The 24366-nt window shown below is 50.9% G+C and carries 22 protein-coding genes and 1 pseudogene; 18 read left to right on the forward strand and 5 right to left on the reverse strand.

Translation table 11 applies throughout. The features are described 5' to 3' along the window. The first annotated feature begins 41 nt into the window (after positions 1–41). From lepA to IT774_RS05250, 6 genes are read left to right on the forward strand one after another with little or no spacing between them, the layout of a single operon-like run. Complete coding sequence (gene lepA, locus IT774_RS05225; protein WP_195811652.1) at positions 42–1856, forward strand: translation elongation factor 4; 1815 nt, start codon at positions 42–44, stop codon at positions 1854–1856. After that, positions 1856–2737 (forward strand): signal peptidase I, encoded by an 882-nt coding sequence (gene lepB / locus IT774_RS05230; RefSeq protein ID WP_195811653.1) that lies wholly within the window; start codon positions 1856–1858, stop codon positions 2735–2737. Before lepA ends, lepB begins: the two co-directional genes overlap by 1 nt. Continuing rightward, the gene (gene rnc / locus IT774_RS05235; RefSeq protein ID WP_195811654.1) at positions 2737–3426 is read left to right on the forward strand and encodes a ribonuclease III; all 690 of its coding nucleotides are present in this window, start codon (positions 2737–2739) and stop codon (positions 3424–3426) included. Before lepB ends, rnc begins: the two co-directional genes overlap by 1 nt. Then, positions 3413–4321: a GTPase Era gene (gene era, locus IT774_RS05240; protein ID WP_195811655.1), complete on the forward strand. Its 909-nt coding sequence runs from the start codon at positions 3413–3415 to the stop codon at positions 4319–4321. The genes rnc and era overlap by 14 nt, the downstream gene beginning before the upstream one ends. A gap of 45 nt (positions 4322–4366) precedes the next feature. Further along, complete coding sequence (pdxH, locus tag IT774_RS05245) at positions 4367–5005, forward strand: pyridoxamine 5'-phosphate oxidase (RefSeq protein ID WP_195811656.1); 639 nt, start codon at positions 4367–4369, stop codon at positions 5003–5005. Continuing rightward, entirely contained in the window at positions 5005–5766 is a 762-nt protein-coding gene (locus IT774_RS05250) for a TatD family hydrolase (protein WP_195811657.1), read from the forward strand. The genes pdxH and IT774_RS05250 overlap by 1 nt, the downstream gene beginning before the upstream one ends. Here the strand turns inward: IT774_RS05250 and IT774_RS05255 are convergent. Further along, positions 5752–6366, reverse strand: coding sequence for a hypothetical protein (locus IT774_RS05255; protein WP_195811658.1), 615 nt, complete (start codon positions 6364–6366; stop codon positions 5752–5754). The genes IT774_RS05250 and IT774_RS05255 overlap by 15 nt on opposite strands. Positions 6367–6517: 151 nt before the next feature. On the opposite strand from IT774_RS05255, the gene serB reads away from it, so the two are divergent. Beyond that, positions 6518–7531, forward strand: coding sequence for a phosphoserine phosphatase SerB (gene serB / locus IT774_RS05260; RefSeq protein WP_232365131.1), 1014 nt, complete (start codon positions 6518–6520; stop codon positions 7529–7531). Between the two features lie 9 nt (positions 7532–7540). On the opposite strand, the gene IT774_RS05265 is transcribed toward serB, so the two are convergent. Beyond that, positions 7541–10036, reverse strand: a complete 2496-nt coding sequence (locus IT774_RS05265) for a PilZ domain-containing protein (RefSeq protein WP_195811659.1) — start codon at positions 10034–10036, stop codon at positions 7541–7543. 159 nt (positions 10037–10195) lie between these two features. Between IT774_RS05265 and radA the strand changes: the two genes are divergently transcribed. Then, complete coding sequence (gene radA, locus IT774_RS05270) at positions 10196–11560, forward strand: DNA repair protein RadA (protein ID WP_195811660.1); 1365 nt, start codon at positions 10196–10198, stop codon at positions 11558–11560. Here the strand turns inward: radA and IT774_RS17320 are convergent. Continuing rightward, positions 11527–11682 carry a hypothetical protein gene (locus IT774_RS17320; RefSeq protein WP_232365132.1) on the reverse strand — a complete coding sequence of 52 codons (156 nt, stop codon included), beginning with the start codon at positions 11680–11682 and terminating at the stop codon, positions 11527–11529. The genes radA and IT774_RS17320 overlap by 34 nt on opposite strands. A gap of 422 nt (positions 11683–12104) precedes the next feature. Continuing rightward, positions 12105–13775: an energy-dependent translational throttle protein EttA gene (gene ettA, locus IT774_RS05280; RefSeq protein ID WP_195811661.1), complete on the reverse strand. Its 1671-nt coding sequence runs from the start codon at positions 13773–13775 to the stop codon at positions 12105–12107. A gap of 206 nt (positions 13776–13981) precedes the next feature. Here ettA and lpxD point away from each other — a divergent pair, with 206 nt between their 5' ends. The 10 genes and pseudogenes from lpxD to IT774_RS05330 all read left to right on the forward strand — a co-directional run bounded on the left by lpxD (position 13982) and on the right by IT774_RS05330 (position 22375). Then, positions 13982–15031, forward strand: a complete 1050-nt coding sequence (lpxD, locus tag IT774_RS05285; RefSeq protein WP_195811662.1) for a UDP-3-O-(3-hydroxymyristoyl)glucosamine N-acyltransferase — start codon at positions 13982–13984, stop codon at positions 15029–15031. A 121-nt stretch (positions 15032–15152) separates the two neighbouring features. Beyond that, on the forward strand, positions 15153–16409 hold the full coding sequence (gene glyA / locus IT774_RS05290; protein ID WP_195811663.1) for a serine hydroxymethyltransferase: 1257 nt from the start codon (positions 15153–15155) through the stop codon (positions 16407–16409). Between the two features lie 62 nt (positions 16410–16471). Then, positions 16472–16921, forward strand: a complete 450-nt coding sequence (gene nrdR / locus IT774_RS05295) for a transcriptional regulator NrdR (protein WP_195811664.1) — start codon at positions 16472–16474, stop codon at positions 16919–16921. 6 nt (positions 16922–16927) lie between these two features. Beyond that, a complete protein-coding gene (gene ribD / locus IT774_RS05300; protein WP_195811665.1) occupies positions 16928–18052 on the forward strand; it encodes a bifunctional diaminohydroxyphosphoribosylaminopyrimidine deaminase/5-amino-6-(5-phosphoribosylamino)uracil reductase RibD in 1125 nt (374 codons plus the stop codon). Positions 18053–18071: 19 nt separating this feature from the next. Continuing rightward, positions 18072–18734 carry a riboflavin synthase gene (locus tag IT774_RS05305; RefSeq protein WP_195811666.1) on the forward strand — a complete coding sequence of 221 codons (663 nt, stop codon included), beginning with the start codon at positions 18072–18074 and terminating at the stop codon, positions 18732–18734. Positions 18735–18756: 22 nt separating this feature from the next. Then, positions 18757–19857: a bifunctional 3,4-dihydroxy-2-butanone-4-phosphate synthase/GTP cyclohydrolase II gene (gene ribBA / locus IT774_RS05310; protein WP_195811667.1), complete on the forward strand. Its 1101-nt coding sequence runs from the start codon at positions 18757–18759 to the stop codon at positions 19855–19857. A gap of 106 nt (positions 19858–19963) precedes the next feature. After that, positions 19964–20436, forward strand: a pseudogene (gene ribH, locus IT774_RS05315) (6,7-dimethyl-8-ribityllumazine synthase). 13 nt (positions 20437–20449) lie between these two features. Further along, positions 20450–20869 (forward strand): transcription antitermination factor NusB, encoded by a 420-nt coding sequence (gene nusB, locus IT774_RS05320; protein WP_195811668.1) that lies wholly within the window; start codon positions 20450–20452, stop codon positions 20867–20869. 58 nt (positions 20870–20927) lie between these two features. After that, positions 20928–21890 carry a thiamine-phosphate kinase gene (gene thiL / locus IT774_RS05325; RefSeq protein ID WP_195811669.1) on the forward strand — a complete coding sequence of 321 codons (963 nt, stop codon included), beginning with the start codon at positions 20928–20930 and terminating at the stop codon, positions 21888–21890. After that, a complete protein-coding gene (locus IT774_RS05330) occupies positions 21890–22375 on the forward strand; it encodes a phosphatidylglycerophosphatase A family protein (RefSeq protein WP_195811670.1) in 486 nt (161 codons plus the stop codon). Before thiL ends, IT774_RS05330 begins: the two co-directional genes overlap by 1 nt. Before the next feature lie 113 nt (positions 22376–22488). Here IT774_RS05330 and dxs read toward each other — a convergent pair whose 3' ends face one another. Beyond that, positions 22489–24354, reverse strand: a complete 1866-nt coding sequence (gene dxs / locus IT774_RS05335) for a 1-deoxy-D-xylulose-5-phosphate synthase (RefSeq protein WP_195811671.1) — start codon at positions 24352–24354, stop codon at positions 22489–22491. Between the last annotated feature and the right edge of the window lie 12 nt (positions 24355–24366).

The following is a 24366-nucleotide window of genomic DNA, read 5'->3' on the forward strand; positions in this document are numbered from 1 at the left end:
TAGGTCCCCCAGTAGGTCCCCGAATTGAGAAAAGACATTTAATGACAGATAAAAAGTCCTACGATATCAACGCTATACGAAATTTTAGTATTATCGCTCATATAGATCATGGTAAATCCACGCTTTCAGACCGTATTATTCAGGTTTGTGGAGGATTAACCGAACGCGAAATGGCCGAGCAGGTGCTGGATTCCATGGACCTGGAGCGTGAGCGTGGCATCACCATCAAGGCCCAGAGTGTGACCCTGAATTACACCGCCAAAAACGGTGAAACTTATCAGCTGAACTTTATCGATACCCCCGGGCACGTTGACTTCTCGTATGAAGTATCCCGCTCGCTAAAAGCCTGTGAAGGGGCGTTGCTGGTGGTGGACGCCGGTCAGGGCGTTGAGGCCCAGACCCTCGCCAACTGCTATACGGCTATTGAAATGGATCTGGAAGTAGTACCTATTCTTAATAAAATCGATCTGCCCCAGGCCGAGCCTGATCGGGTGGCCGAAGAAATTGAAGATATTGTTGGGATTGATGCTGTTGACGCAGTGCGCTGCTCGGCCAAAACCGGCATTGGCGTGGAAGATGTTCTGGAAGAGATTGTTAAACGGATACCACCGCCGGTGGGCGATCGCAACAAACCGTTAAAGGCGCTGATTGTTGACTCCTGGTTCGATAATTATCAGGGTGTGGTCTCGTTGGTTAAAATCGTTGAAGGTGAGATGCATGTCAAAGACAAACTTCAAATCATGTCTAATGGCCAGGTTCATCAGGCTGATAAAGTAGGTATCTTTACCCCTAAGCAAAAAGACACCGGGGTGCTGCGCGCGGGTGAAGTAGGTTATGTCATCGCCGGTATCAAAGATATCCTGGGGGCGCCGGTAGGCGACACCATTACCACGGCCAAGAATCCAGCGGATAAAATGCTGGAAGGGTTTAAAAAGGTTAAACCCCAGGTTTATGCCGGCGTTTTTCCGGTAAGTTCAGACGATTATGAAGATTTTCGTGACGCCCTATCTAAGCTCAGCCTTAACGATGCTTCCCTGTTTTTTGAACCTGAGAGTTCAGCCGCGTTAGGCTTTGGTTTCCGGATTGGCTTTTTGGGCATGCTGCATATGGAAATTGTGCAGGAGCGTCTGGAGCGCGAATACGATCTGGATCTTATCACCACCGCGCCAACCGTTATTTATGAAGTGCTGAACACCAAAGGTGAGTTGGTCGTTGTGGATAGCCCGGCCAAGTTGCCACCGGTAAATGATATAGAGGAAATTCGCGAACCTATTGTGGAGGCGAATATTCTGGTACCTCAGGAGTACCTGGGCAATGTCATCACCCTGTGTGTCGAAAAACGGGGTATGCAAACAAATATGGCCTATCACGGTAATCAGGTGGCGCTTACCTATGAAATTCCGATGGCAGAAGTGGTGCTGGATTTCTTTGACAGGCTGAAATCGACCAGTCGTGGTTTTGCCTCACTGGATTACAACTTCAAAAAATTCGTGGCTTCTGACATGGCCCGGGTAGATATCATGATCAATGGTGAGCGTGTTGATGCGCTGGCTGTCATCACCCACAAAGATAATAGCCAGGCCCGGGGCCGGGCATTGGTAGATAAATTACGTGAGCTGATCCCAAGACAGATGTTTGATATTGCTATTCAGGCGGCTATTGGTAACCATGTTATTGCCCGCAGTACGGTGAAGCAGCTACGTAAGAATGTTATTGCAAAATGTTACGGAGGTGATGTGAGCCGTAAGAAAAAACTTTTGCAAAAACAGAAGGAAGGTAAAAAACGGATGAAGCAGGTAGGTAATGTTGAGTTGCCTCAGGATGCTTTCCTTGCGGTTCTGAAGGTAGGTAAGTAATGGCCAATTATTTTTCTATCCTGCTGGTTATACTAACGGTAGTGACAGGGCTGGTGTGGTTGCTTGACGCATTATTCTGGGCGCCCAAACGTAAGGCCGCCGCCACCGGTACGCAATCACCTGAATTACCGTATTGGGTCGATACGTCCCAACAGCTATTTCCGGTTATCGCCTTTGTGCTGGTATTGCGTTCATTTTTGTATGAACCCTTTCAGATCCCTTCGGGGTCGATGATGCCAACCTTGTTGGTAGGCGATTTTATTTTGGTAGAAAAATACAGCTATGGATTAAAAGATCCGGTAGCGCGCCACAAATTTTTAGAAACCGGCACCCCTGAACGTGGTGACATTGTGGTGTTTAAATATCCTGAAAGTCCTAATATTGACTATATTAAGCGTGTGGTGGGACTGCCCGGCGATACCGTGGTGTATCAGGACAAACAATTATTTATCAAACCCAAATGTAACGGCGATAACCAAACACAATGCAACAAGCTGCGCCCGGTTCCCCTGGAGTTTAAGAGTCGGGGCGAGTTTGTACAGCGGATGGCCCCGTTGCTACGTTTTACCGAAGACCTGGGCGCCACACCCCATGATATTTTACGTCATCCTACCCGTACTGATAGAACCGACCGTTACTATGCTCAGCCGGGTAACCGCAGCGGTCAGTGGCTGGTGCCCGAGGATCAGTATTTTGTAATGGGCGACAACCGAGACAACAGTCGTGATAGTCGCTTTTGGGGATTTGTGCCAGATGCCAACCTGGTAGGCCAGGCGGTGGCGATCTGGATTAGTTTTGAATTTGAGCGAAACGCAGAAGACCTGATTCCGACCTGGGTTCCAACCGGCATTCGCTTTAACCGTATTGGTGGCATTGACTGATGCAGGGTATCGATAAATTTGCGCATTTGTCTCGCGTACTGAATTATCGCTTTGAAGATGTCAGTTTACTGGAGCAGGCGCTAACGCACCGCAGCGCGGCTAAGCAACATAATGAACGGCTGGAGTTTTTGGGCGATGCCGTGCTGGGCATGGTGATCGCAGATGCGCTGTACCAGACTTTTGAGGATGTGCCTGAAGGCAAGCTGACGCGGATGCGTTCGACCCTGGTCAAAGGCGAAACCCTGGCAGAATTGGCTATAGAAGCCCGGCTCGGTGAGTTACTTAAGCTGGGGCAGGGTGAACTTAAAAGCGGTGGCCATCGCCGAAGCTCTATTCTGGCCGATGCCGTTGAAGCCGTGTTGGGGGCGATTTACCTGGATGCCGGGTTAGACACCGTGCGCCGGGTCATACTGAACCTGTGGGAAGAACGTATTAAAGCACTCAACCCCCATGAACACCCTAAAGATAATAAAACCCGGCTGCAGGAATTTTTGCAGTCCCGTCGCCAGCCACTGCCGGTGTATGCCGTAGTGAATATAACCGGCAAAGACCATGATCAGACTTTTGAAGTGAGTTGCACTATTTCTGAAGCTCATCCCCCGGTGCTGGCCTCGGGTAACAGTCGTCGTAAAGCCGAACAGGAAGCGGCGAAACTTATGCTTGAGAGATTAGAAAATGCAGCAAGATGATATTCAAACCCGCTGTGGGCTGGTCGCGATTGTGGGACGCCCCAACGTCGGCAAATCGACGCTGTTAAACCGGCTACTGGGGCAAAAGGTCAGTATTACCTCGCGTAAACCACAAACAACCCGTCACCGTATTTTAGGTATTGATACCGAAGAACAGTGTCAGACCATCTATGTTGACACCCCGGGGTTGCATAAAGAAGAAAAACGCGCCATTAACCGGTATATGAACCGGGCAGCCTCCAGCTCACTGGCCGAAGTCGGTTTGATCCTGATGGTGGTGGAAGGCACTCGCTGGACCGATGATGACGAAATGGTACTGACGAAAGTGCGTCAGACCGGCTTGCCGGTTTACCTGGTGGTCAACAAAGTTGATAAAGTGGAAGACAAAGAAGCCCTGATGGAACAGCTGCAGAAGTTGTCAGCTAAATTCAGCTTTGAGCACATTGTGCCGGTAAGCGCCAAGCAGGGTAAGCAGGTGGATGGTTTGCGCGAATTGGTGCAAAAGAGCTTGCCAGAAAGTGAATTTTTCTTCCCTGAAGATTACATTACCGATCGTTCCAGCCGCTTTATGGCAGCCGAAATTATTCGTGAAAAGTTGATGCGCTATACCGGGGATGAGTTGCCCTATTCGACCACGGTAGAGATCGAGCAGTTTAAGATGACAGAAAATGGTGTGTATCGAATCAATGGCTTGATTCTGGTAGAGCGTGAAAGCCAGAAACGAATGGTCATTGGTAAAGGCGGTAAACACATTAAAACCATCGGCGAACAGGCGCGCCTGGATATGGAAAACTTGTTTGATACCAAAGTCTTTTTAGAGATGTGGGTTAAAGTTAAGCAAGGCTGGGCCGATGATGAACGGGCGTTACGTTCACTGGGGTATGGCGAAGATTAATCCGCAGGCGGCATCGCCACCTGAGCAGGTGAAAGGGGAAGGGCAATGGCTATTTCTGATATGCGTCGCCAGTATTCAATGGGGACGCTGACCAACAAAGCATTAACAGACAATCCGCTGGATCTGTTCAAACAATGGCTGGATGAAGCCATTGCGGCTGATATTCCCGATCCCACTGCCATGACCGTGGCCACCGTTGATGCCAGCGGCCAGCCTTCTCAGCGAATTGTTCTGTTAAAAGAACTCACCGCAGAAGGCTTTGTGTTTTATACCAACTTTGGTAGCCGCAAAGCTCAGGACCTGGCGGGAAATGCGCAAGTGTCGCTGCATTTCCCCTGGTTTTTTATGGAGCGCCAGATCAGTGTTCGGGGTCGCGCCGAAAAATTACCGGCCACCCATAATGCGGCGTATTTTTTTTCCAGACCCCTGGACAGTCAGCTAGCCGCCTATGCCTCTCGTCAAAGTCAGCCCATTGAAAACAAAGAAGCATTACTGGCACGTTTTGCCCAGCTAAAGCAGCAATACAAAGAGGGCGAGCTGCCGGCGCCGGAGTTCTGGGGTGGTTTCCTGGTTAAACCCTCGCAGATTGAATTCTGGCAGGGCGGGAAAGACCGATTACATGACCGATTTGAGTACTCGCTGGATGATGAGCATGGCTGGAACGCCCAGCGTTTAATGCCCTGATGATTGATAGTCATTGCCATCTGGATTTAGCGGCGTTTGACGACGATATAGCAACAGTAATCAGGCGCAGCGAACACACCGGAGTCAGCCGCTTTCTGATCCCCGGTACCACCCCTTCTGGCTGGCAGCGTCAGCGCCAGTTGCAGCAGCAATATGAGCATATTGACCTGGCTTTTGGCCTGCACCCGTATTTTGATACATCGATGCAACCTGATGCACTTTCCGCGTTAACACACTGCCTGCAACAGCACCATCAAAGTATTGTGGCGGTGGGTGAGATTGGTCTGGACGCCACGGTGTCAACGCCCTTGAAGGTCCAGCAGGATATACTGGCGCAGCAATTGGAACTGGCCACCGAGTACCAGCTCCCGGTGATTCTGCATCACCGGAAGTCGCACCATTTGCTGCAGCAGGCGCTAAAACAGCACAACTTTAGCTACGGCGGCATTATCCATGCTTTTTCGGGCAGTCAGCAGGTTGCCGAAAGCTATATCGAGCGAGGATTTTTACTCGGTGTAGGCGGTACCATAACTTACCCGCGGGCCAGCAAAACCCGGCAGGCCTTAAGTGCTGTAGCGCTGGAAAATATGGTGCTGGAAACCGACGCGCCGGACATGCCGGTGGCAGGCTATCAGGGTCAGCGAAATACCCCGGAACGGTTGCCTTTAATTGCCGAGGCGCTCTCCACGTTGCTAAAAACGTCTCAGGAACAGGTGGTAAGACAAACCACCGCGAATTACCAGCGACTATTCTTTGGCTGAAAACCACTGGTAAAGCTTGCGGCTAAGCCGCGGTCTCAGCTGATAATAGATTCGCGCACAATACGCCCCGGCGATAAAAACAATAATCGCCAGCATCACCGCACTTTCAAAACGCATGGCCGCCAGTTCATAGGGTTTGCGCAACTGCCGGGCCGCATCATTGTTAATTTGCACATACCCAATTACCCGCTCAGCCTGGTTGACAATGTCAGCCACATGCACCACCGGCGGCCAGTTCCGCTCAGATTTGCTGCTACGGTCTTGGCGCCGGCTAAACAGCATTTGTCCCTGAGCATCGAAGACTTTGGCGCTGAGCACCCCTTGCTCCTGGGTAATGAGTGCTAAAGACTGTTCAATGGTTTGAGTATCTTCGTTTTGCATCGGTTGCGCTAATAGCCGGGCATAGTGGCGGGCCAGCACGGCCGAGGGCTGATTAACTTCATGGGCCAGCCATGCGGCCTGTTGTTGCTGATACTTATGCCAGGCCATGACGGCCAGCGCGCAGGTCAACAGCAGTACCACGGTATGAATCAGCCGCCGTGCGGCAAAAAATCGTTCTGGTGCCTCACGCTGATTACGCCGGCTATCCTTTGTTCTCATCAACACCTGCAGGGATAGTAATAAATATCATAGGGTTATAGTAACAAGTTAGTGCGCGTAAAGGTAAAAATTATCCACCATCGTATATTTCGCTTACCCACGGTATAAGGTAGGATGGAAGCACTTATTGCCGACAGTAACAGGAAAAATTGTGACTGTGCTACCGATGTCCGACTACCAACGTTTTGCGCATCAATTTCTTTTAGAAAGTTTTCAAACGCGTACTTATCTTAATTATAGTGGGCAACAGTGGAAAAAACAGGTTACTCCGACCCAGGATTGCGGTGACGCCGTGCTGACCATCTTCGGGCAGGCCATCAATTTTCATCAGCTTGAGGGCATGCTGGATCATTTAGGCGATAGTCTGATACTCCATCGGATTAAACGCCACTCGCTGTGTAATGTCTATGGCGATACGGTGTTACGGGCAGATGTGAGCATTCAGGATGAAGCCCGGTTAAAAGCCCGCATGGGGCAGGCCAGTGAAGCGTTTCATCTGGATGCGGGCATACAGCGTCAGCAACCAAGGTTAAAAGAACCAGGCTTACTGGTAATGGACATGGATAGCACGGTCATTCAGATCGAATGCATCGATGAGATTGCGGCGTTGGCTGATCGCAAAGAAGAAGTGGCAAAGGTCACCGAACAAGCCATGCAGGGCAAACTGGATTTTGACCGGAGTCTGGTTCAGCGGGTTTCCTGTCTTAAAGGGGTCGAGGTGGCCCGGCTTGAACAAATTCGCAATCGTCTGCCGTTAACCGCGGGGATTCAGATTCTGATAAAAGAACTTAAAATGCGTAACTGGCGGTTGGCCATCGCCTCGGGCGGGTTTACCTTTTTTGCTGATTATCTATGCCAGCGACTGGGCCTGGATGACGCGGTAGCCAATCAACTGGAAGCCAGTGATGGCAAACTAACCGGCAGAGTCAGTGGCGCCATAGTCAACGGTCAGACCAAAGCCGAAACCATTGAGCGTCTGGCTAAAGCATATGATGTGCCCCACAGGCAGACGATTGCCGCAGGGGATGGCGCCAATGATCTGCCGATGATGCACGCCGCCTCACTAGGCGTGGCTTGTCATGCTAAGCCCACGGTCAACGACCAGGCCGGAGTGAGTATTCGTCACTGCGGCCTGCATGCGATGCTGTATTATCTTGACGTGTAATGCTAAGGGTTATTGGGCCGGTGTTAAGAGCGCCGAGCCCCCACGCCGGTTCTGACGAATGCGCTCAGCATCAATATTATAGCGTCCCAGTACTTCATCAGTAATATCCACCAAATGCACACAGGCAGCGATATCCCAGATCCTTTCTTCCAGTTCTCTGGCCCGGTGAATGGCGTACATACTGACATAGTTCATCTCAGCCTGAAGCATATCCATATCAGGTTTGCCGGTCGTGGTTAACAGCACATGCAAAGCGAGAAACTGGCCCCGGGCCATGGCTTCGTTAATAAAGTTAAGCCGGGTTTCGTCATGAATGAAACGGGTGTCAAAGCGAGGAATAACCGCCAGTTTGTTCTCTTTGCGGGCGGGATCAAACGCAATGTATAACTCCTGACGCAGCGGAAGCTGTTCGACCTTAATTTGTTTGATGCCATGTTGGATGAACGGCGCTTCTAAATTGCGATCCCGAAACATAAACTCAAAATTGAGCTGCCGATCAGGAGCAAAGTGTTCGGCTATCTGATTGATACTTTCGTTGCACTGGCTAATTACCGCTGCCTGCGGCAAATAACGGGAGCCTTCTTTGGCCATCACAAATGCCAAAGACGGGATATTCTTGGCGTTGATGCACCGTAACGCGTGCCCAATCCCCGGAATATCTTCTTCTTCCGGATAGGTTTTTAACGCGTTTTTGTTCTTTTTAATAAGATTTTCGAAAAAATCCCGTGCCATTGCCCCAGCTTCACCGTCGATGGCTTTAAGATGAAGAATATTTTTATCTTCATTGATATTGATAACCTTGTAACTAAGATGCATGACATCGTAGTTATGGGTTAATGACTGCAATTTGGGAAATGCGACTTCCACTACGGAATCTATGCTTGCACTAAACTCATTGGCCAGTTCGATGCGTAAACCGCGTACCGAAATATCTTCGCTGACCCCTTGCCACTGTTCGCTGGCCATGGGGATTGATAACTGCAGATGAGAGCGCATCAGATAGCGTTTTTCCATGCGCTTTTCGTGATAGCGATAACGGTATGTGGTGACCGGCGCAGGCACCCGGTTGCGAGGATGCGCGAACACTTTTAAATGGGACAAATTACTACGGCTGAACTTGTATTCGCTGTAATGACGCTGTCCGCTCTCTGAGGTGATATCGGTGATATGAACAATAAAACGTAAGGTTTGCAAGCGGGCCATCAAACGCGGCGAGGGCGCCTGATTTTGTTGTTTAATCTTGCTGCTGACATTGTCCGGAAGCGAAAGCGGGGCATGCGCCTGTTCCGGTGACATATCGGTCATGGTCAGCTTAAACACCCGCCAGCTGGCCTTGCGAGCCCCAAAGCCCAGGTACACCGATTTTAGTTCGGGGTGCTTATCCAGCTCATCGCTGGAAGCAGAATAAAAGTAGACCCGATCATTTTGCAGGTGGGTGAAAGCAAACACATATAACTCACGCTCATTTTTTGGCAGCCTGACCAGCCGCGACAAGCGCGCGGGGTTTACCAGATAGCCTACCTGCAGTGAATCTTGTTCGTTTGTCCAGTACTCCAGAATATCGGTGTTAACCTCATTACTCATGGCATACCGGGGTACCGGTTTACTATTCTCAACCGCCACAAAGACCGGCAAAGAAGGGCTGCGAGGCGATAAAAACTGCTCAACCGTTTTATTGAAAATGGCATCAATGGTGTTGTTCATATTGACTTTATAACGGCGTTTATTGCCGTGAATAAAGTTTTCTAAAAACTCGTCAAATGGTGTGGTCGGGGCGTCGCTACTGCGCTTGAGCATCAGATACAAAAACTCATTTTTATGCAGCGTTTTTAACACCTCATAACTGATACCATGATTCTTATCCAGCGAGAACTCTTCCTCCAGCCCCCGAAAATACACATCAATAAAAGCCCCGGCCCGGACATGCGACTCCGGTGGCAATTTTATTTGTAAACCATCTGCAGAAATATCAATACTGTTGCCGCGCCAGGAATAGCCATCGGCGGTATTAACTTCCACGGTGACGGCAAAGTTCATGCGTTCATGCTGACGTCGGGCATAGGAAAGCAAATTGACCACCGGCACGTTGTAGCGTTCTATAGGCATCGCCTGATACGTGCGTGCTTGTCCCTTAGTGCTGTCGCTGGCTTTTTCGCGCATTACCCGAAAATTGTTTTCGGTTTCCATGACTGACTCGTAGACGCCAAAGGTAAAACTGCCGTATACCGAAACCTGTTTTTCAAACTCTTTAATCGCAACATCATCAAGGTAGTGTTTAATCCCACCAAACTCATACAGGCGGCATTTGCCCTGAACATGACCTCGCAAATCAATAGACCGAACACACGGCCGGGCCAGGCGCTTTACTTCCATTTTTATCAAAAAACGGCGCTCATTAGGCAGGTTCGCAGTAAGTCCATTAAGCTTTTGGCTAAAGTCGGGCCGGGCCACATAAGGCTTTAGCTGATTGATTATCTCAGCGTACTGGCGCAAATCATCATTCATAGGCAATTATTATTATGGTGTCGGGCAGGCGTGCTAATAGTAGTTATCGGCAGCGCATGCAAACTCTAAATTAGTTGTGACCTGAAAACCTGAGTTCAGTATGCAGGCATAGTCGGAACCATGTAGAATACCCTGAATTGTGAGAAGTGAAAATAGTTTATGGCAAAACGAAAAACCGCGTATGTCTGCTCCCAGTGTGGAGCGCAGTTTCCCCGCTGGCAGGGCCAGTGTAGCGAGTGTAAAGAATGGAACAGCATAACCGAATTTGTGGTTAGCCCAGCCAGTTCGCCCCGCCAGACCACCAGCGGTTATGCCGGGCAGACCCAAGCAAAAATTGAAACCCTGAATGCCATCGATTTGGAAGCCTTGCCCCGTTTTTCATCGGGGTTTAAAGAACTCGACAGGGTATTGGGTGGCGGTATCGTCCCGGGTGCGGCTATGCTCATTGGCGGTTCGCCGGGGGCCGGCAAATCTACGCTGTTATTGCAGGTTATGTGTACGCTGGCGCGACACCAAAATGCACTGTATGTTACCGGCGAAGAATCGTTACAGCAGGTGGCGATGCGCGCCCGACGCCTGGGCTTGCCCGATGACAAGCTGATGATGCTGGCAGAAACCAGTGTCGAAACTATTTGTGAGCTGGCGCTGGCTCAGGCTCCCAAAATTATGGTTATTGACTCTATCCAGGTCATGCATGTGGCGGATGTGCAGTCGGCGCCAGGCAGTGTGTCTCAGGTTCGTGAAAGCGCCGCCTATCTGACCCGCTTCGCCAAACAACACCACATTGCCATGTTCGTGGTGGGGCATGTCACCAAAGACGGCAATCTGGCCGGACCTAAAGTGCTTGAGCATTGTATCGACTGTTCAATGATGCTTGAAGGCGAAAGTGACGGACGGTTTCGCACCCTGCGCAGCCATAAAAACCGGTTCGGTGCAGTCAATGAACTGGGTGTGTTTGGCATGACCGAGAAAGGTCTGAAAGAGGTCAGTAATCCTTCGGCTATCTTTTTAAGCCGGGGTGAAAATCAGGCTCCCGGTTCCTCGGTAATGGTAATCTGGGAAGGCACCCGTCCGCTATTGGTGGAGATTCAGGCGCTGGTAGATTATTCGCAAATGGCGAATCCGCGCCGGGTGGCCGTGGGGCTGGAGCAAAACCGACTGGCCATGCTGCTGGCGGTTTTGCATCGCCATGGCAATGTGCAAATGAATGACCAGGATGTCTTTGTAAACGTGGTGGGTGGCGTGAAGGTAAGTGAAACTGCCGCCGATCTGGCGTTATTGCTGGCCATGATTTCAAGTTTCAGGAACCGGGCGTTGCCCCGCGATTTGATTGTATTTGGAGAGGTTGGTCTGGCCGGCGAGATTCGCCCGGTGCCCAATGGCTCTGAGCGCATCACCGAAGCGGCCAAACATGGCTTCAGGCGCGCCATCGTGCCTAAAGCCAACGCGCCCAAAGCCCGCCTTGAAGGCATAGAAATTGTACCGGTAGCTCAGCTTAGTGAGGCTTTGGATGCCTTGCCGTAAATTGCCTCGGTCAGGGCATCAAGATCGTCCTGCGACAGTTTTTCATCGCCGCTATTAAACAGGATAAGCTGACGCAGCGCCGCCAGGCTATGGACATCAATATGATCCACTTTGCAGCCCATGGCCACGGCCGGTTTACGCCGGTGGTTATGGCGATAAAGCTGTTCGACCCAGGCCTCGATGCGCGGGGCTTGTTCATCCGCTAAAAACGCAATTTTGTAAGGGTCATGGGAGTCGAAGGGCAGTGTATCAAGTGCCTGTTCCTCGGCACTTAGCCGTAACCCCTGTAGCGAGACATCTTCAATAACAACATCAATAGAGGTGGGCCGTGGGCTAAGGTCCCGGGGATGTTAAGCGCCACGCGCTGAAACTGCCGTTTATCTGACATGGTTCGCTCCGGTAAGGGCGGTGAGGGCTGTTTGTTTGATGACCATGCCAATTCATGCAGAAAAAAGCAATGAGCAGTTATCTGTTTTTTGATCAGGCTGTGATGACAAAAAAAATACCCCCTGCGAGGAGGGGGTATTTTCAATTATTGTTAATCTTACTTTTTAGTCATGCGTTTGTACTTCAGGCGGTGCGGCTCGACCACATCCTGACCATAGGTTTCTTTCATCCAGGTATCGTAATCGGTGTAGTTGCCTTCGAAGAAGTTGATTTTACCTTCGTCACGATAATCCAGGATGTGGGTAGCGACACGGTCAAGGAACCAGCGATCGTGCGAGATAACCAGCGCACAGCCCGGAAATTCCAGTAACGCATCTTCCAGGGCCCGCAGGGTTTCAACATCCAAATCATTGGTTGGCTCATCGAGCAGCAACACATTTCCGCCGGCTTTCAGCAGCTTAGCCAGATGCACCCGGTTGCGCTCACCACCGGATAAATCTTTGATGTATTTTTGCTGAGTATTGCCTTTGAAATTGAACCGGCTGCAATAAGCGCGGCTGTTAATTTCAAAATTACCAATGCGGATAATATCCTGATCGCCTGATATCTCTTTATAGACGGTATTGTTTTCATCCATATGATCTCGGAACTGATCAACACTGGCAATCTGCACAGTTTCGCCTAAATCAATCTCGCCGCTATCGGGCTGTTCGCTGCCGGTCAGCATTTTAAACAGGGTAGATTTACCCGCGCCGTTAGGACCGACAATACCAACAATCGCGCCTTTGGGCACCGAGAAAGTTAAATCATCAATCAGTAACCGTTCACCATAAGATTTGCTCAGATGCTCTACATCGATGACCTTATCGCCCAACCGTTCGCCGGGTGGAATAAACAGTTCGTTAGTTTCATTGCGCTTTTGATAATCTGAGGTCGATAGCTCTTCAAACCGGTTCATCCGGGCCTTGGATTTAGCATGACGGCCTTTTGGATTTGAACGCACCCATTCCAGTTCCTGCTTGATGGATTTCTGGCGGGCGTTTTCGGTGCGCTCTTCCTGCGCCAGACGCTGTTCTTTTTGTTCCAGCCAGGAAGAGTAGTTGCCTTCCCAGGGAATGCCTTCACCACGGTCAAGCTCCAGGATCCAGCCGGCCACGTTATCCAGAAAATAACGATCGTGGGTGATGGCTACCACGGTACCTTCATAATCGTGCAGGAAGCGTTCAAGCCAGGCTACGGATTCGGCATCAAGGTGGTTAGTGGGCTCATCAAGCAGCAACATATCAGGCTTTTCTAACAGCAAACGGCATAAGGCGACGCGGCGACGTTCACCCCCTGACAGCTTTGACACATCAGCATCCCAGGGCGGCAGGCGCAGGGCATCGGCCGCGCGTTCAAGGGCATTTTCCAGGTTGTGGCCGTCTTTGGCCTGAATAATCGCTTCCAGTTCGCCCTGTTCTTTTGCCAGCGCATCAAAATCGGCATCGGCTTCGGCATAGGCGGCATACACTTCATCCAGCCGGGTTAGTGCATGGGCCACATCGGCGACGGCTTCTTCGATATTACCGCGCACATCTTTAGACTCATCCAGTTGTGGCTCCTGGGGCAAATAACCTATGTTGATCCCAGGCTGGGGTCGTGCTTCACCTTCAATCTCGGTATCCAGACCGGCCATGATCCGCAGCAGCGTAGATTTACCCGCGCCGTTGAGACCCAGTACGCCGATTTTAGCGCCCGGAAAAAAGCTAAGTGAAATATCTTTAAGAATGTGACGGTTAGGCGGAACAATTTTGCCTACCCGATGCATAGAATAAACGTACTGTGACATGCTTAGTCCTTGCCCTGAAGAAAGGAAGCCATTGTAAGCCTTTTCGAAAAATTTTCATCAGGAAACTGGGCCGGAATATCTGCTTTTGACTAAAAAAGCAGCGTATGTCAATGAACAGTTACAAATAGTGAAGGCCGGGTAACGACTCCAGCCGGTTTTTGCAGTAGCATAATGGGGTAAAGCAGGTAATTCACTTAGAGGACTGTATGACCACCACTGCCCCAAAAAAACACTATACGCTGGCCGAACTTGCCAGTCATGCTGGCGCCACCGTGCAAGGTGACGAGAGTGTCTGTATCACTGGGGTAGGGACGCTGGCCAATGCCACTGCCGGGCACATTTCCTTTTTGACCAATACTAAATACAAACCGCAACTGGCAGATACCGCGGCCGGCGCGGTGATTGTACATCCCAAGGCGGCGGCTGATGCCCCCGGGCCGGCGCTACTGCATGATAACCCCCATGCCGCCTTTGCGCGGATTGCGCAGTTATTTGATACCACCCCGACGCTGGCCACCGGTATTGCCAGTACTGCCCAAATCGCCACCGATGCTCAGCTGGGCACTAATGTGAGTCTGGGTCATCATGTTATTATTGAGTCCGGGGCGGTATTAGAAGACAACGTGGTGGTGGGAGCAAATACCGTTATTGGTAAAGATACGCGTATTGGTAAAGACACCACAATCTACCCCAATGTTACGATTTATCACGGTGTTAATATTGGCCAGCGTATCACCATCCACAGCCAGACCGTGATTGGGGCGGCAGGCTTTGGCTATGCCAATGATAAAGGAACCTGGTTACCGATTCCCCAGACCGGCTCGGTCCAAATTGGCGATGATAGCCAGATTGGCGCATCCAGCAGCATTGATCGCGGCGCGATGGAAGATACCATAATTGGTAAAAATGTGATTATCGATAATCAGGTGCAGATAGGGCATAACTGTATTATCGATGATCACTCCTGCATTTGCGGCGCTACCGGCATTGCCGGGTCGGTGAATATTGGAAAATATGTTGTGATTGGTGGCGGGGTTGGCATCAATGGTCATATCAGCATTTGTGATAAGGTGCAGGTCACCGGCTACACCATGATTGTGCAGGATATCACTGAGCCCGGGCTGTATTCGTCGGGACAGCCGGCGATGAAAAATCTGGTATGGCGCAAAAATACGGTGCGTCTGAATCAGATTGGCAGCCTGTTCGATCGGGTCAAGGCGCTGGAGAAAGCAGCCCGTGAAAACACCGATACATAAGCAACACATCGTACCATGCGGGATTCTGTGGAATCTCGGACAAAGCAGTATACATGCTGCCCAAATTGACTAGAATAAGCGTTTACTTTATTGCCATTTCTAACGCTGTTAAGGAGCCTTAATGTTACCTCGCGAAATGACGATTGCGGATTTTGATCCAGAGCTGGCAGAAGCCATGGACAACGAAACCACCCGACAGGAGCATCATATCGAACTGATCGCTTCTGAAAACTATTGCAGCCCACGTGTGATGGAAGCACAAGGTTCGCAACTGACCAACAAGTATGCTGAAGGCTATCCTGGCAAGCGTTATTACGGTGGTTGCGAACATGTAGATGTGGTGGAGCAACTGGCCATTGATCGCGCCAAACAGCTATTTGGTGCTGACTTTGCCAATGTGCAGCCCCATTCAGGTTCTCAGGCTAATGCAGCAGCATTTATGGCATTATTAGATGCCGGCGATACCGTACTGGGTATGAGCCTGTCCGATGGCGGTCACCTGACTCACGGGTCGCATGTCAACTTTTCGGGCAAAACCTATAATGCCGTGCAATATGGTTTAAGTGATGAGACCGGCGAGATTGATTATGCTCAGGTTGAGGCGCTGGCTGAAGAACACAAACCAAAGATGATCATTGGTGGTTTTTCGGCTTATTCAGGCATTGTGGACTGGGCCCGTTTTCGTGAGATTGCCGACAAGGTAGGCGCGTACCTGCTGGTCGATATGGCCCATGTGGCCGGTCTGATTGCTGCCGGTGTTTATCCAAATCCGTTGCCCCATGCTCATGTGGTTACTACCACCACGCACAAAACCCTGGCGGGCCCGCGCAGCGGTCTGATTTTGTCATCTTGTGGCGATGAAACGATTTACAAAAAACTGAACAGCGCTGTTTTCCCTGGTATGCAGGGTGGCCCGCTGTGTCATGTGATTGCCGCCAAAGCAGTAGCCTTTAAAGAAGCGTTGCAGCCTGAGTTCAAACAATACCAGCAACAGGTCGTCACCAACGCCAAAGCCATGGTGGCGGTGATGCAAGATCGTGGTTACAAGATTGTGTCTAACGGCACCGATAACCATTTGTTCCTGCTTGACCTTATCGATAAAGACATTACCGGTAAAGAAGCCGATGCGGCCCTGGGTAATGCCAACATCACCGTAAACAAAAACTCGGTTCCTAATGATCCGCGTTCACCCTTTGTTACCAGTGGTTTGCGCATTGGTAGCCCGGCCATTACCCGTCGTGGCTTCAAAGAAGAACAAGCGCGTCAGGTGGCCACCTGGATGTGTGACATCCTGGACAACCTGAATGATGACAGTGTTGCTGCCCGGGTGAAGCAGGAAGTGACCGACTTGTGTAAACAATTTCCGGTTTACGCATAAACCACACTGTAGTGCTGTACTCAATATCGTGGGGGCAGCGCTACCAAGGCTAAGGAGTACCCATGTTTTGCCCGTTTTGTTCAGAGCAGGAAACAAAAGTCATCGATTCTCGCCTGGTCACAGAAGGGCAACAGGTACGCCGCCGTCGTGAGTGTCTGGTTTGCCACGAGCGCTTTACAACCTTTGAAAGCGCTGAGCTGGTCATGCCGCGGGTCATCAAACGCGATGGCTCGCGGGAACCTTTCAATGAAGACAAATTACGGGCCGGGCTTCAGCGGGCGCTGGAAAAACGCCCGGTCAGTACTGAAAAAATCGAACAATGTATCCTATCGCTTAAATCACAGCTTCGCGCTACAGGCGAACGAGAGGTCTCCAGTGAATTCCTTGGTAATCTTATAATGGATGCATTAAAAGAATTAGATAAAGTGGCTTATGTTCGTTTTGCTTCGGTGTATCGCTCGTTTGAGGATATACGGGAGTTTGGCGAAGAAATTGCGAGGCTGGGCGATTAATAGCACATGAAAACCTGCGCAACCCTGACCGAATCACTTGCCGATGACTACCGCTGGATGGCTCAGGCGATAGCCCTGGCCAGACGGGGACTCTACACTACCTCTCCCAATCCACGGGTAGGGTGTGTGATAGTGGATGAAAACCAGGCGAAAGTTGGCGAGGGCTATCATGTCCAGGCCGGCACCCCCCACGCCGAGGTTCATGCCCTGGCCATGGCCGCAGAAAAGGCCAGAAATGGCACCGCTTATGTCACCCTGGAGCCTTGTAGTCATTACGGCCGGACCCCGCCTTGCGCTGACGCGCTGGTAAATGCCGGTGTGCGCCGGGTTGTTATTGCTATGACTGATCCTAATCCGCAGGTAAGTGGACGCGGGATTGCTAAGCTGCAACAAGCGGGGATTCAGGTAAGTTGTGACATTTTGGCGGCTGAAGCGGCAAAGCTGAACCGTGGTTTTATCAAACGCATGGTAACGAACAAGCCCTATGTGACGGTAAAACTGGCGGTAAGCCTGGATGGTAAAATTGCCCTGGGCAATGGGGTTAGCCAGTGGATCACCGGCCCCCAGGCACGTAAAAATGTGCAACGGCACCGGGCTGCCAGCTGCGCGGTGTTAACCGGCACCGGCACCGCGCGCACCGATAATCCGAGTCTGCTGGTGCGGCCTGAAGAGGCTCAGTTTGACCATTACCCGCTGCCAGATATACGCCAGCCCTTACGGGTGGTTGTAGATCGCAGCAATAAGCTCGATCCTGCCTTACAGCTGTTTACTGACCAGCATCCGACCATCCAGGTGGTGGGTGATGACCTGCCGGTTCAGTCGGGCCAGCTGCCGGTGGCAACCAGCGGCAAGCATATTAATTTAACTGAACTGATGCTGGTGTTGGGCGCCCGTAACCTCAACGAAGTCTGGGTAGAAGCCGGCCCGGCACTTGCCGGTGCGCTGTTGATGAGCGGCGAAGTGGATGAGCTTATTGTCTATCAGGCACCCAAACTTTTGGGAAACACCGCCCAAAGCATGGTAACGCTGCCCGCCTTTAGCGAATTATCCCAAGCTATTGATCTGGTGCTTGTGGAACAGGTACAACTGGGGCAGGATCTAAAACAGACCTTTAAGATCAAAGCATTTTAATAACGGAAACAACAAGACTATGTTTACAGGCATTGTGCAGGCACTGGGCACTATAAGTAAGCTTGACCGACGCGGTGAAGACATTCGTCTGACCGTTAAAGCAGGCCAGTTAGACATGTCCGATGTCGCGCTGGGTGACAGTATCTCTACCAACGGCGTCTGTCTTACTGTGGTAGAATTCGGCGCGGATTATTATTGTGCAGATGTGTCGGCCGAAACCATCCGCTATACCGGATTTGCACACTATGGCAATGGTTCTTCAGTGAACCTGGAAAAAGCCATGCGCCCCACTGATCGTTTTGGCGGTCATATCGTGTCGGGCCATGTGGATGGTATGGGTACCATCTCTGCCATCAATCGTCACACTGACTATGTTGAAATCTGGGTCAGGGCACCGGCCGAATTAGCCCGTTATATCGCCCATAAAGGCAGTATTACTGTAGATGGTGTAAGCCTTACAGTAAACGAGGTTAACGGCGCAGAATTTATGCTGTGGATCATTCCTCACACGCTACAGGAAACGGTCATCGGTACCTATCAAAAGGGTACCCAGGTGAATCTGGAGGTAGATGTGGTAGCACGGTATCTTGAACGCCTGATGCTAGGCGACCAGGCGGCAGAGCCTAAAGCCGGCAATATCGATATGGCATTTTTAGCCGAAAACGGCTTTTTACGAAAATAACTTACCCTACAAAAGAATATTTATGGCCTTAGATAATACCAAAGACATCATCGAAGATATCCGTCAGGGCAAGATGGTTATCCTGATGGATGATGAAGACCGAGAAAACGAAGGCGACATTATTATGGCCGCCGAACATATCACCCCTGAAGCCATTAACTTTATGGTCACCCATGCTCGCGGGCTGGTATGCTTACCGATGACTCAGGAGCGGTGTAAGCGCCTGAACCTGCCATTAATGGTAGACAAAAATGGTGCGCAGTTTACTACCAACTTTACGGTTTCTATAGAAGCGGCAGAAGGCGTGACCACCGGCATTTCTGCAGCCGATCGGGCGGCCACCGTCCGCGCCGCCTCAAACCCGAATGCCCGCGCCGAAGATATAGTCCAGCCGGGTCATATTTTTCCGCTTATTGCCAAAGAAGGTGGAGTGCTTAACCGTGCCGGGCATACCGAAGCGGGTGTTGATTTGGCCAGACTGGCCGGCTGCGAGCCTGCTGCTGTTATCGTCGAGATATTGAACGAAGATGGCACCATGGCCCGCCGGCCGCAACTTGAAAAGTTTGCCCAAAAGCATAATCTGAAAATTGGCACCATTGCCGATCTTATTGAGTATCGCAACCTGAATGAAACCACCATAGAAAAAGTGGCGCAATGTCATTTGCCTACCGAATATGGGGATTTTGAGCTGCACACATTTAAAGATGTTATTGATAATCAGGTTCATTTTGCGCTTAAAAAAGGCGAGATAAACCCAGATTCTCCGACCCTGGTTCGGGTGCATTTGCATAACACGTTAAGCGATTTACTGGGCTCTACCCGGTCAATTAATCGGTCGCTGACCCTGCCTGAAGGCATGCAGGAGATTGCCGAGCATGGTGGGGTGCTGGTGGTGTTAGGCAAAGAAGAAGATCTAATCAGTCAGATAAAACGTTTTGAAGCTGAAGATGCCGGCCAGCGCGCTGCCGGTAAAGAGTGGCAGGGATCCTCGCGTACGATTGGGGTCGGCTCGCAGATTCTGGCATCACTGGGCGTACAGAAGATGCGCTTGCTGAGCAAGCCGATTAAGTATCACGCACTATCGGGCTATGGTCTGGAAGTAGTGGAATACGTGCACCCATAAGTTAATCATCTACGTATTGCCCGGCTATAAACCGTACAATCATTCCATTTAGTTTACGCGCAGTTGTGCTATACTGCGCGCCGTTTTTTCTCAGGGGTTTAAAACCATGCAGGTTATTGAAGGTAATATCCGCGCCACAGGTAAAAAGTTTGCAATTGTTGTTTCCCGATTCAACAGTTTTGTTGTTGAAAGCTTGCTGGAAGGGGCGCTGGATACTTTGGAACGCCATGGCGAAGTCAGCGACAGCGACATCACGCTGGTACGTGTACCCGGGCTTATGAGCTGCCGGTAGCGGCGAAGAAAATCGCTGAGAAAGGAAAATTCGACGCCATTATTGCCTTAGGGGCAGTAATTCGCGGCGGAACACCGCATTTTGATTTTGTTGCTGGTGAATGCAACAAAGGTCTGGCCCAGGTTTCTTTAGAATATAATATTCCTGTGTCATTTGGTGTTATCACCACCGATTCAATCGAACAAGCCATCGAGCGTTCAGGAACCAAAGCCGGAAACAAAGGTGCAGAAGCTGCCCTTGGCGCGCTGGAAATGGTGAATGTAGTTAGTGCTCTGGATAGCCTTTAATTAAGGATTTTTTGTGAAAGTTTCAGCAAGACGCAAAGCCCGTGAACTCGCCGTGCAGGGAGTTTACTCCTGGCAGATGAGCAAAAATGACATCGCTCAGGTAGAGCTGTCACTGGCCACCAGTAACAATATGCATCAGGTCGATATGGTCTATTTTCAGGCTCTGTTGCGTGGCGTTGCCCATGATGCCTCAAGGCTGGATGCCGCAATTAAACCCTATTTAGGCCGGTTACCCGAAGAGCTGGATCCAATCGAAAAAGCGATTATCCGGGTGGCAACCTATGAGCTGGTTGAACGCATGGATGTACCGTATCGGGTAATCATCAATGAAGCCATTGAACTGGCGAAAGTATTCGGTGCCGAAGACAGCCATAAGTTTATCAATGGTGCGTTAGATAAAGCGGTGCGAAAACTTCGCGAAAGCGAACGCTAACCCCCGGTGGCAGCCTGGACCCAGGCTGTCTGACATGGTTCAGACATTGTAGATTATTGTGAAAGAGTTTGATGTGATAGGCCGCTATTTTCAGGATGGCGGCTACCAACGCAAGGATGTTGTGGTAGGCATTGGCGATGACTGCGCCGTGACCACTGTCCCTTCTAATCAACAGCTGGCGGTAACGACCGACACTCTGGTCGGGGGCGTCCATTTTTTAGAAAATGCCCCGGCCCGCTCAGTGGCGTACAAGGCAGTAGCCGTTAACCTGAGTGATTTGGCGGCCATGGGCGCTGAGCCTTCATGGATCAGCCTGTCGTTGTCGATGTCAGAAATTGATGAAGCCTGGATGGCAGATTTTGCTGAAGGCATGTATGACCTCACTCGTTATTATTCGGTGCAGCTGATTGGCGGTGATACCGTGAGGGGGCCGCTGTCAATGACGATTACCGCCCAGGGATTTATTCCGGCTGGTAACGAATTGAAACGCAGCACGGCCAGGCCTGGCGACTGGATTTTTGTGACCGGTTCGTTAGGCGATGCCGCTGCCGGGCTGGCAATCTTAAACAATGAACTGGAGGTGGCTGAAGGCGTGCGTGACTACCTGGTGGACCGTCACTGGTATCCTACGCCAAGAGTCGCCACCGGCACCGCCTTACGGCGGGTGGCCAGTGCCTGTATCGATGTATCGGATGGTTTTATTTCGGATTTGGGCCACATTCTGCGTAGTTCAGGTTGTGGCGCGAATATTCAGGTAGACCGTCTGCCCCTGTCGAGTCAGCTGACCGATACCGTAAGCCTGGAACAGGCTTATCATTACGCCCTTGCAGGCGGCGATGATTACGAGCTTATTTTTACGGTCAACGAAGAGCAAAAGGGCAATCTGGACACCGCCCTGGCCAGTACCGGTGTTAAGGTGACCTGCGTAGGGCAGGTTACCGGCCATACCGACAAGCTGGAACTTAAATGCCACAATAAACCGTTTGAGTTTGATGGGCGTGGCTATGAGCATCAGTTTTAATGCAACGTCAGTATCGTGAACGGGTCTCGCTAAAAAATCCGGTGCATTTTTGTGCGCTGGGTTTTGGTAGCGGCTTGGTGCCGGTAATGCCGGGTACGTTTGGCTCCCTGGCTGCCATCCCCTTATTACTGATGACCTGGAGCGCGCCGCTGTGGATGTATGTCAGTATTACCCTGCTGGTGGCAGTAGCCGGTATCTATTTTTGCGGCCAAACCGCGAAAGACATGCAGGTCCATGATCATGGCTCTATTGTGTGGGACGAAGTGGCAGGCATGTTTTGTACCTTTCTACTTATTCCCCTTACCCCTGCGCATCTGGTTGCCGGGCTTGTCCTATTTCGCTTTTTCGATATCCTCAAGCCCTGGCCTATCTATATTATCGATAAACGCTGGCACGGCGGCACAGGCATCATGCTCGATGATGTAGTCGCAGGTTTGATGGCCTGTGTTAGCCTGCATGCTATTTTGCTGCTGTGGCCTTTTTAAAGGCGATTTACACACTGTAAGCTTGGCTTCGCTGCCGTTGGTTTTACAAACAGACACGTAGCCAATAAAAAAGCCTGTCGATTGACAGGCTTTTTTAATTGAAACGGGCTTTGCTACTGCTTCAGATAGGTGTTTATCTGCTGCACAATACCTTCTGCATCCAGTCCCAATTCGGTATACATCTCCTGCTGCGTGCCTTGCTCAATAAAGCGATCAGGCAGACCCAGCTGTAGGGTGTGCACCAGTATTTTTTGCTGTTGTAAAAACTCAACCACACCGGAGCCCGCACCGCCGGCGATACAACCATCTTCCAGCGTTACCAGTACCTCATGATTACTGCTGACGTGCTTAAGCATCTCGGCATCCAGCGGTTTTACAAAGCGCATATCCACCAGGGTGGCATCAAGCTGTTCGGCGGCCTCTTCGGCAAACGGCATCAGGGTGCCAAAGTTCAAAATGGCTACCTTACTGCCTTCGCGAATCATTCGCGCTTTACCTATCTCGAGGGCACGCATGGTGGTCTGGGGCGCTACGCCTTTACCCGCACCACGGGGATAACGCACCGCCGCCGGTCTGTTGCTGAGGTGGCCGGTATAGAGCATTTGTCGGCACTCATTTTCATCCGCAGGGGCCATGATAATCAGATTCGGCAGACAGCGCAGATAGGCCAAATCAAAGGCGCCTTGGTGGGTCTGACCATCGGCCCCCACAATGCCGGCCCGGTCGATTGCAAATAACACCGGAAGTTCCTGCAGTACCACGTCGTGGATAAGCTGATCGTAGCCACGTTGTAAAAAGGTGGAATAGATTGCCACCACCGCATTCATACCATCTTTGGCGAGCCCGGCAGCAAAGGTCACCGCATGCTGTTCGGCTATAGCCACATCACAATACTGGTCCGGGTATCTTTGCGAAAATGCCACCATCCCTGAGCCTTCACGCATAGCCGGGGTGATTGCCATAAGCTTTGGATCCTCGGCGGCCATGTCACACAACCACTGCCCAAAAATAGCAGAAAAAGACGGAGCACTGGCTTTAGCTGCCGGTAAGGCATGGTCAGCGGGATTAAATTTAGGCACCGCATGAAATTTGATCGGATCTTTTTCAGCCTGGGGGTAGCCCTTGCCTTTGCGGGTGACCACATGCAGCAGCTGCGGTCCGTCAAAGTTACGCATATTGCGCAATGTATCGACCACCGTATCGACATCATGGCCATCGATGGGGCCAATATAGTTGAAACCCAGCTCCTCAAAGATAGTGCCCGGTACCACCATGCCTTTAAGGTGCTCTTCGGCGCGGCTGGCAAATTCTTTGATGGGTGGCATATTGCTGAGCAGCTTTTTACCGCCGTCGCGGATCTTATTGAAAAAATTACCGGTGAGCAGACGGGCTAAATGGGAATTCAGGGCCCCCACATTCTCAGAGATCGACATTTCGTTATCATTCAGAATAACCACCATGTCTTTTTTAATATCCCCGGCATGGTTCATGGCTTCAAACGCCATGCCTGCGGTCATCGCACCATCGCCGATAACCGACACCACCTTACGGCCTCGGCCTTCTTTATCGGCTGCCACCGCCATTCCCAGACCCGCACTGATGCTGGTAGAGGAGTGGCCTACCGCAAAGGTGTCGTATTCACTCTCACCCGGCCACGGAAAGGGATGCAGCCCGTTTTTCTGACGAATGGTCGACATCCGTCCGGCACGGCCGGTAATGATTTTATGCGGATAAGCCTGATGGCCCACATCCCAGACCAGCCGGTCAAAGGGCGTGTTGTATACATAATGCAGTGCCACGGTCAGTTCTACAGTGCCCAGGCCAGAAGCAAAATGCCCACTGCTTTGGCTTACGCAGGTGAGCAGATACTGGCGAAGTTCATCAGCCAGTGTCTTAAGTTTGTCCTGGGGCAACTTACGCAACTGCTCGGGCGTTTGGGCCGTGGCCAGTGTCGGGTAATGGGTTAAATCTAAACTCATTGATTATTATTC

The sequence above is a fragment of the Salinimonas marina genome, from assembly GCF_015644725.1.
Taxonomy (GTDB): domain Bacteria; phylum Pseudomonadota; class Gammaproteobacteria; order Enterobacterales; family Alteromonadaceae; genus Alteromonas.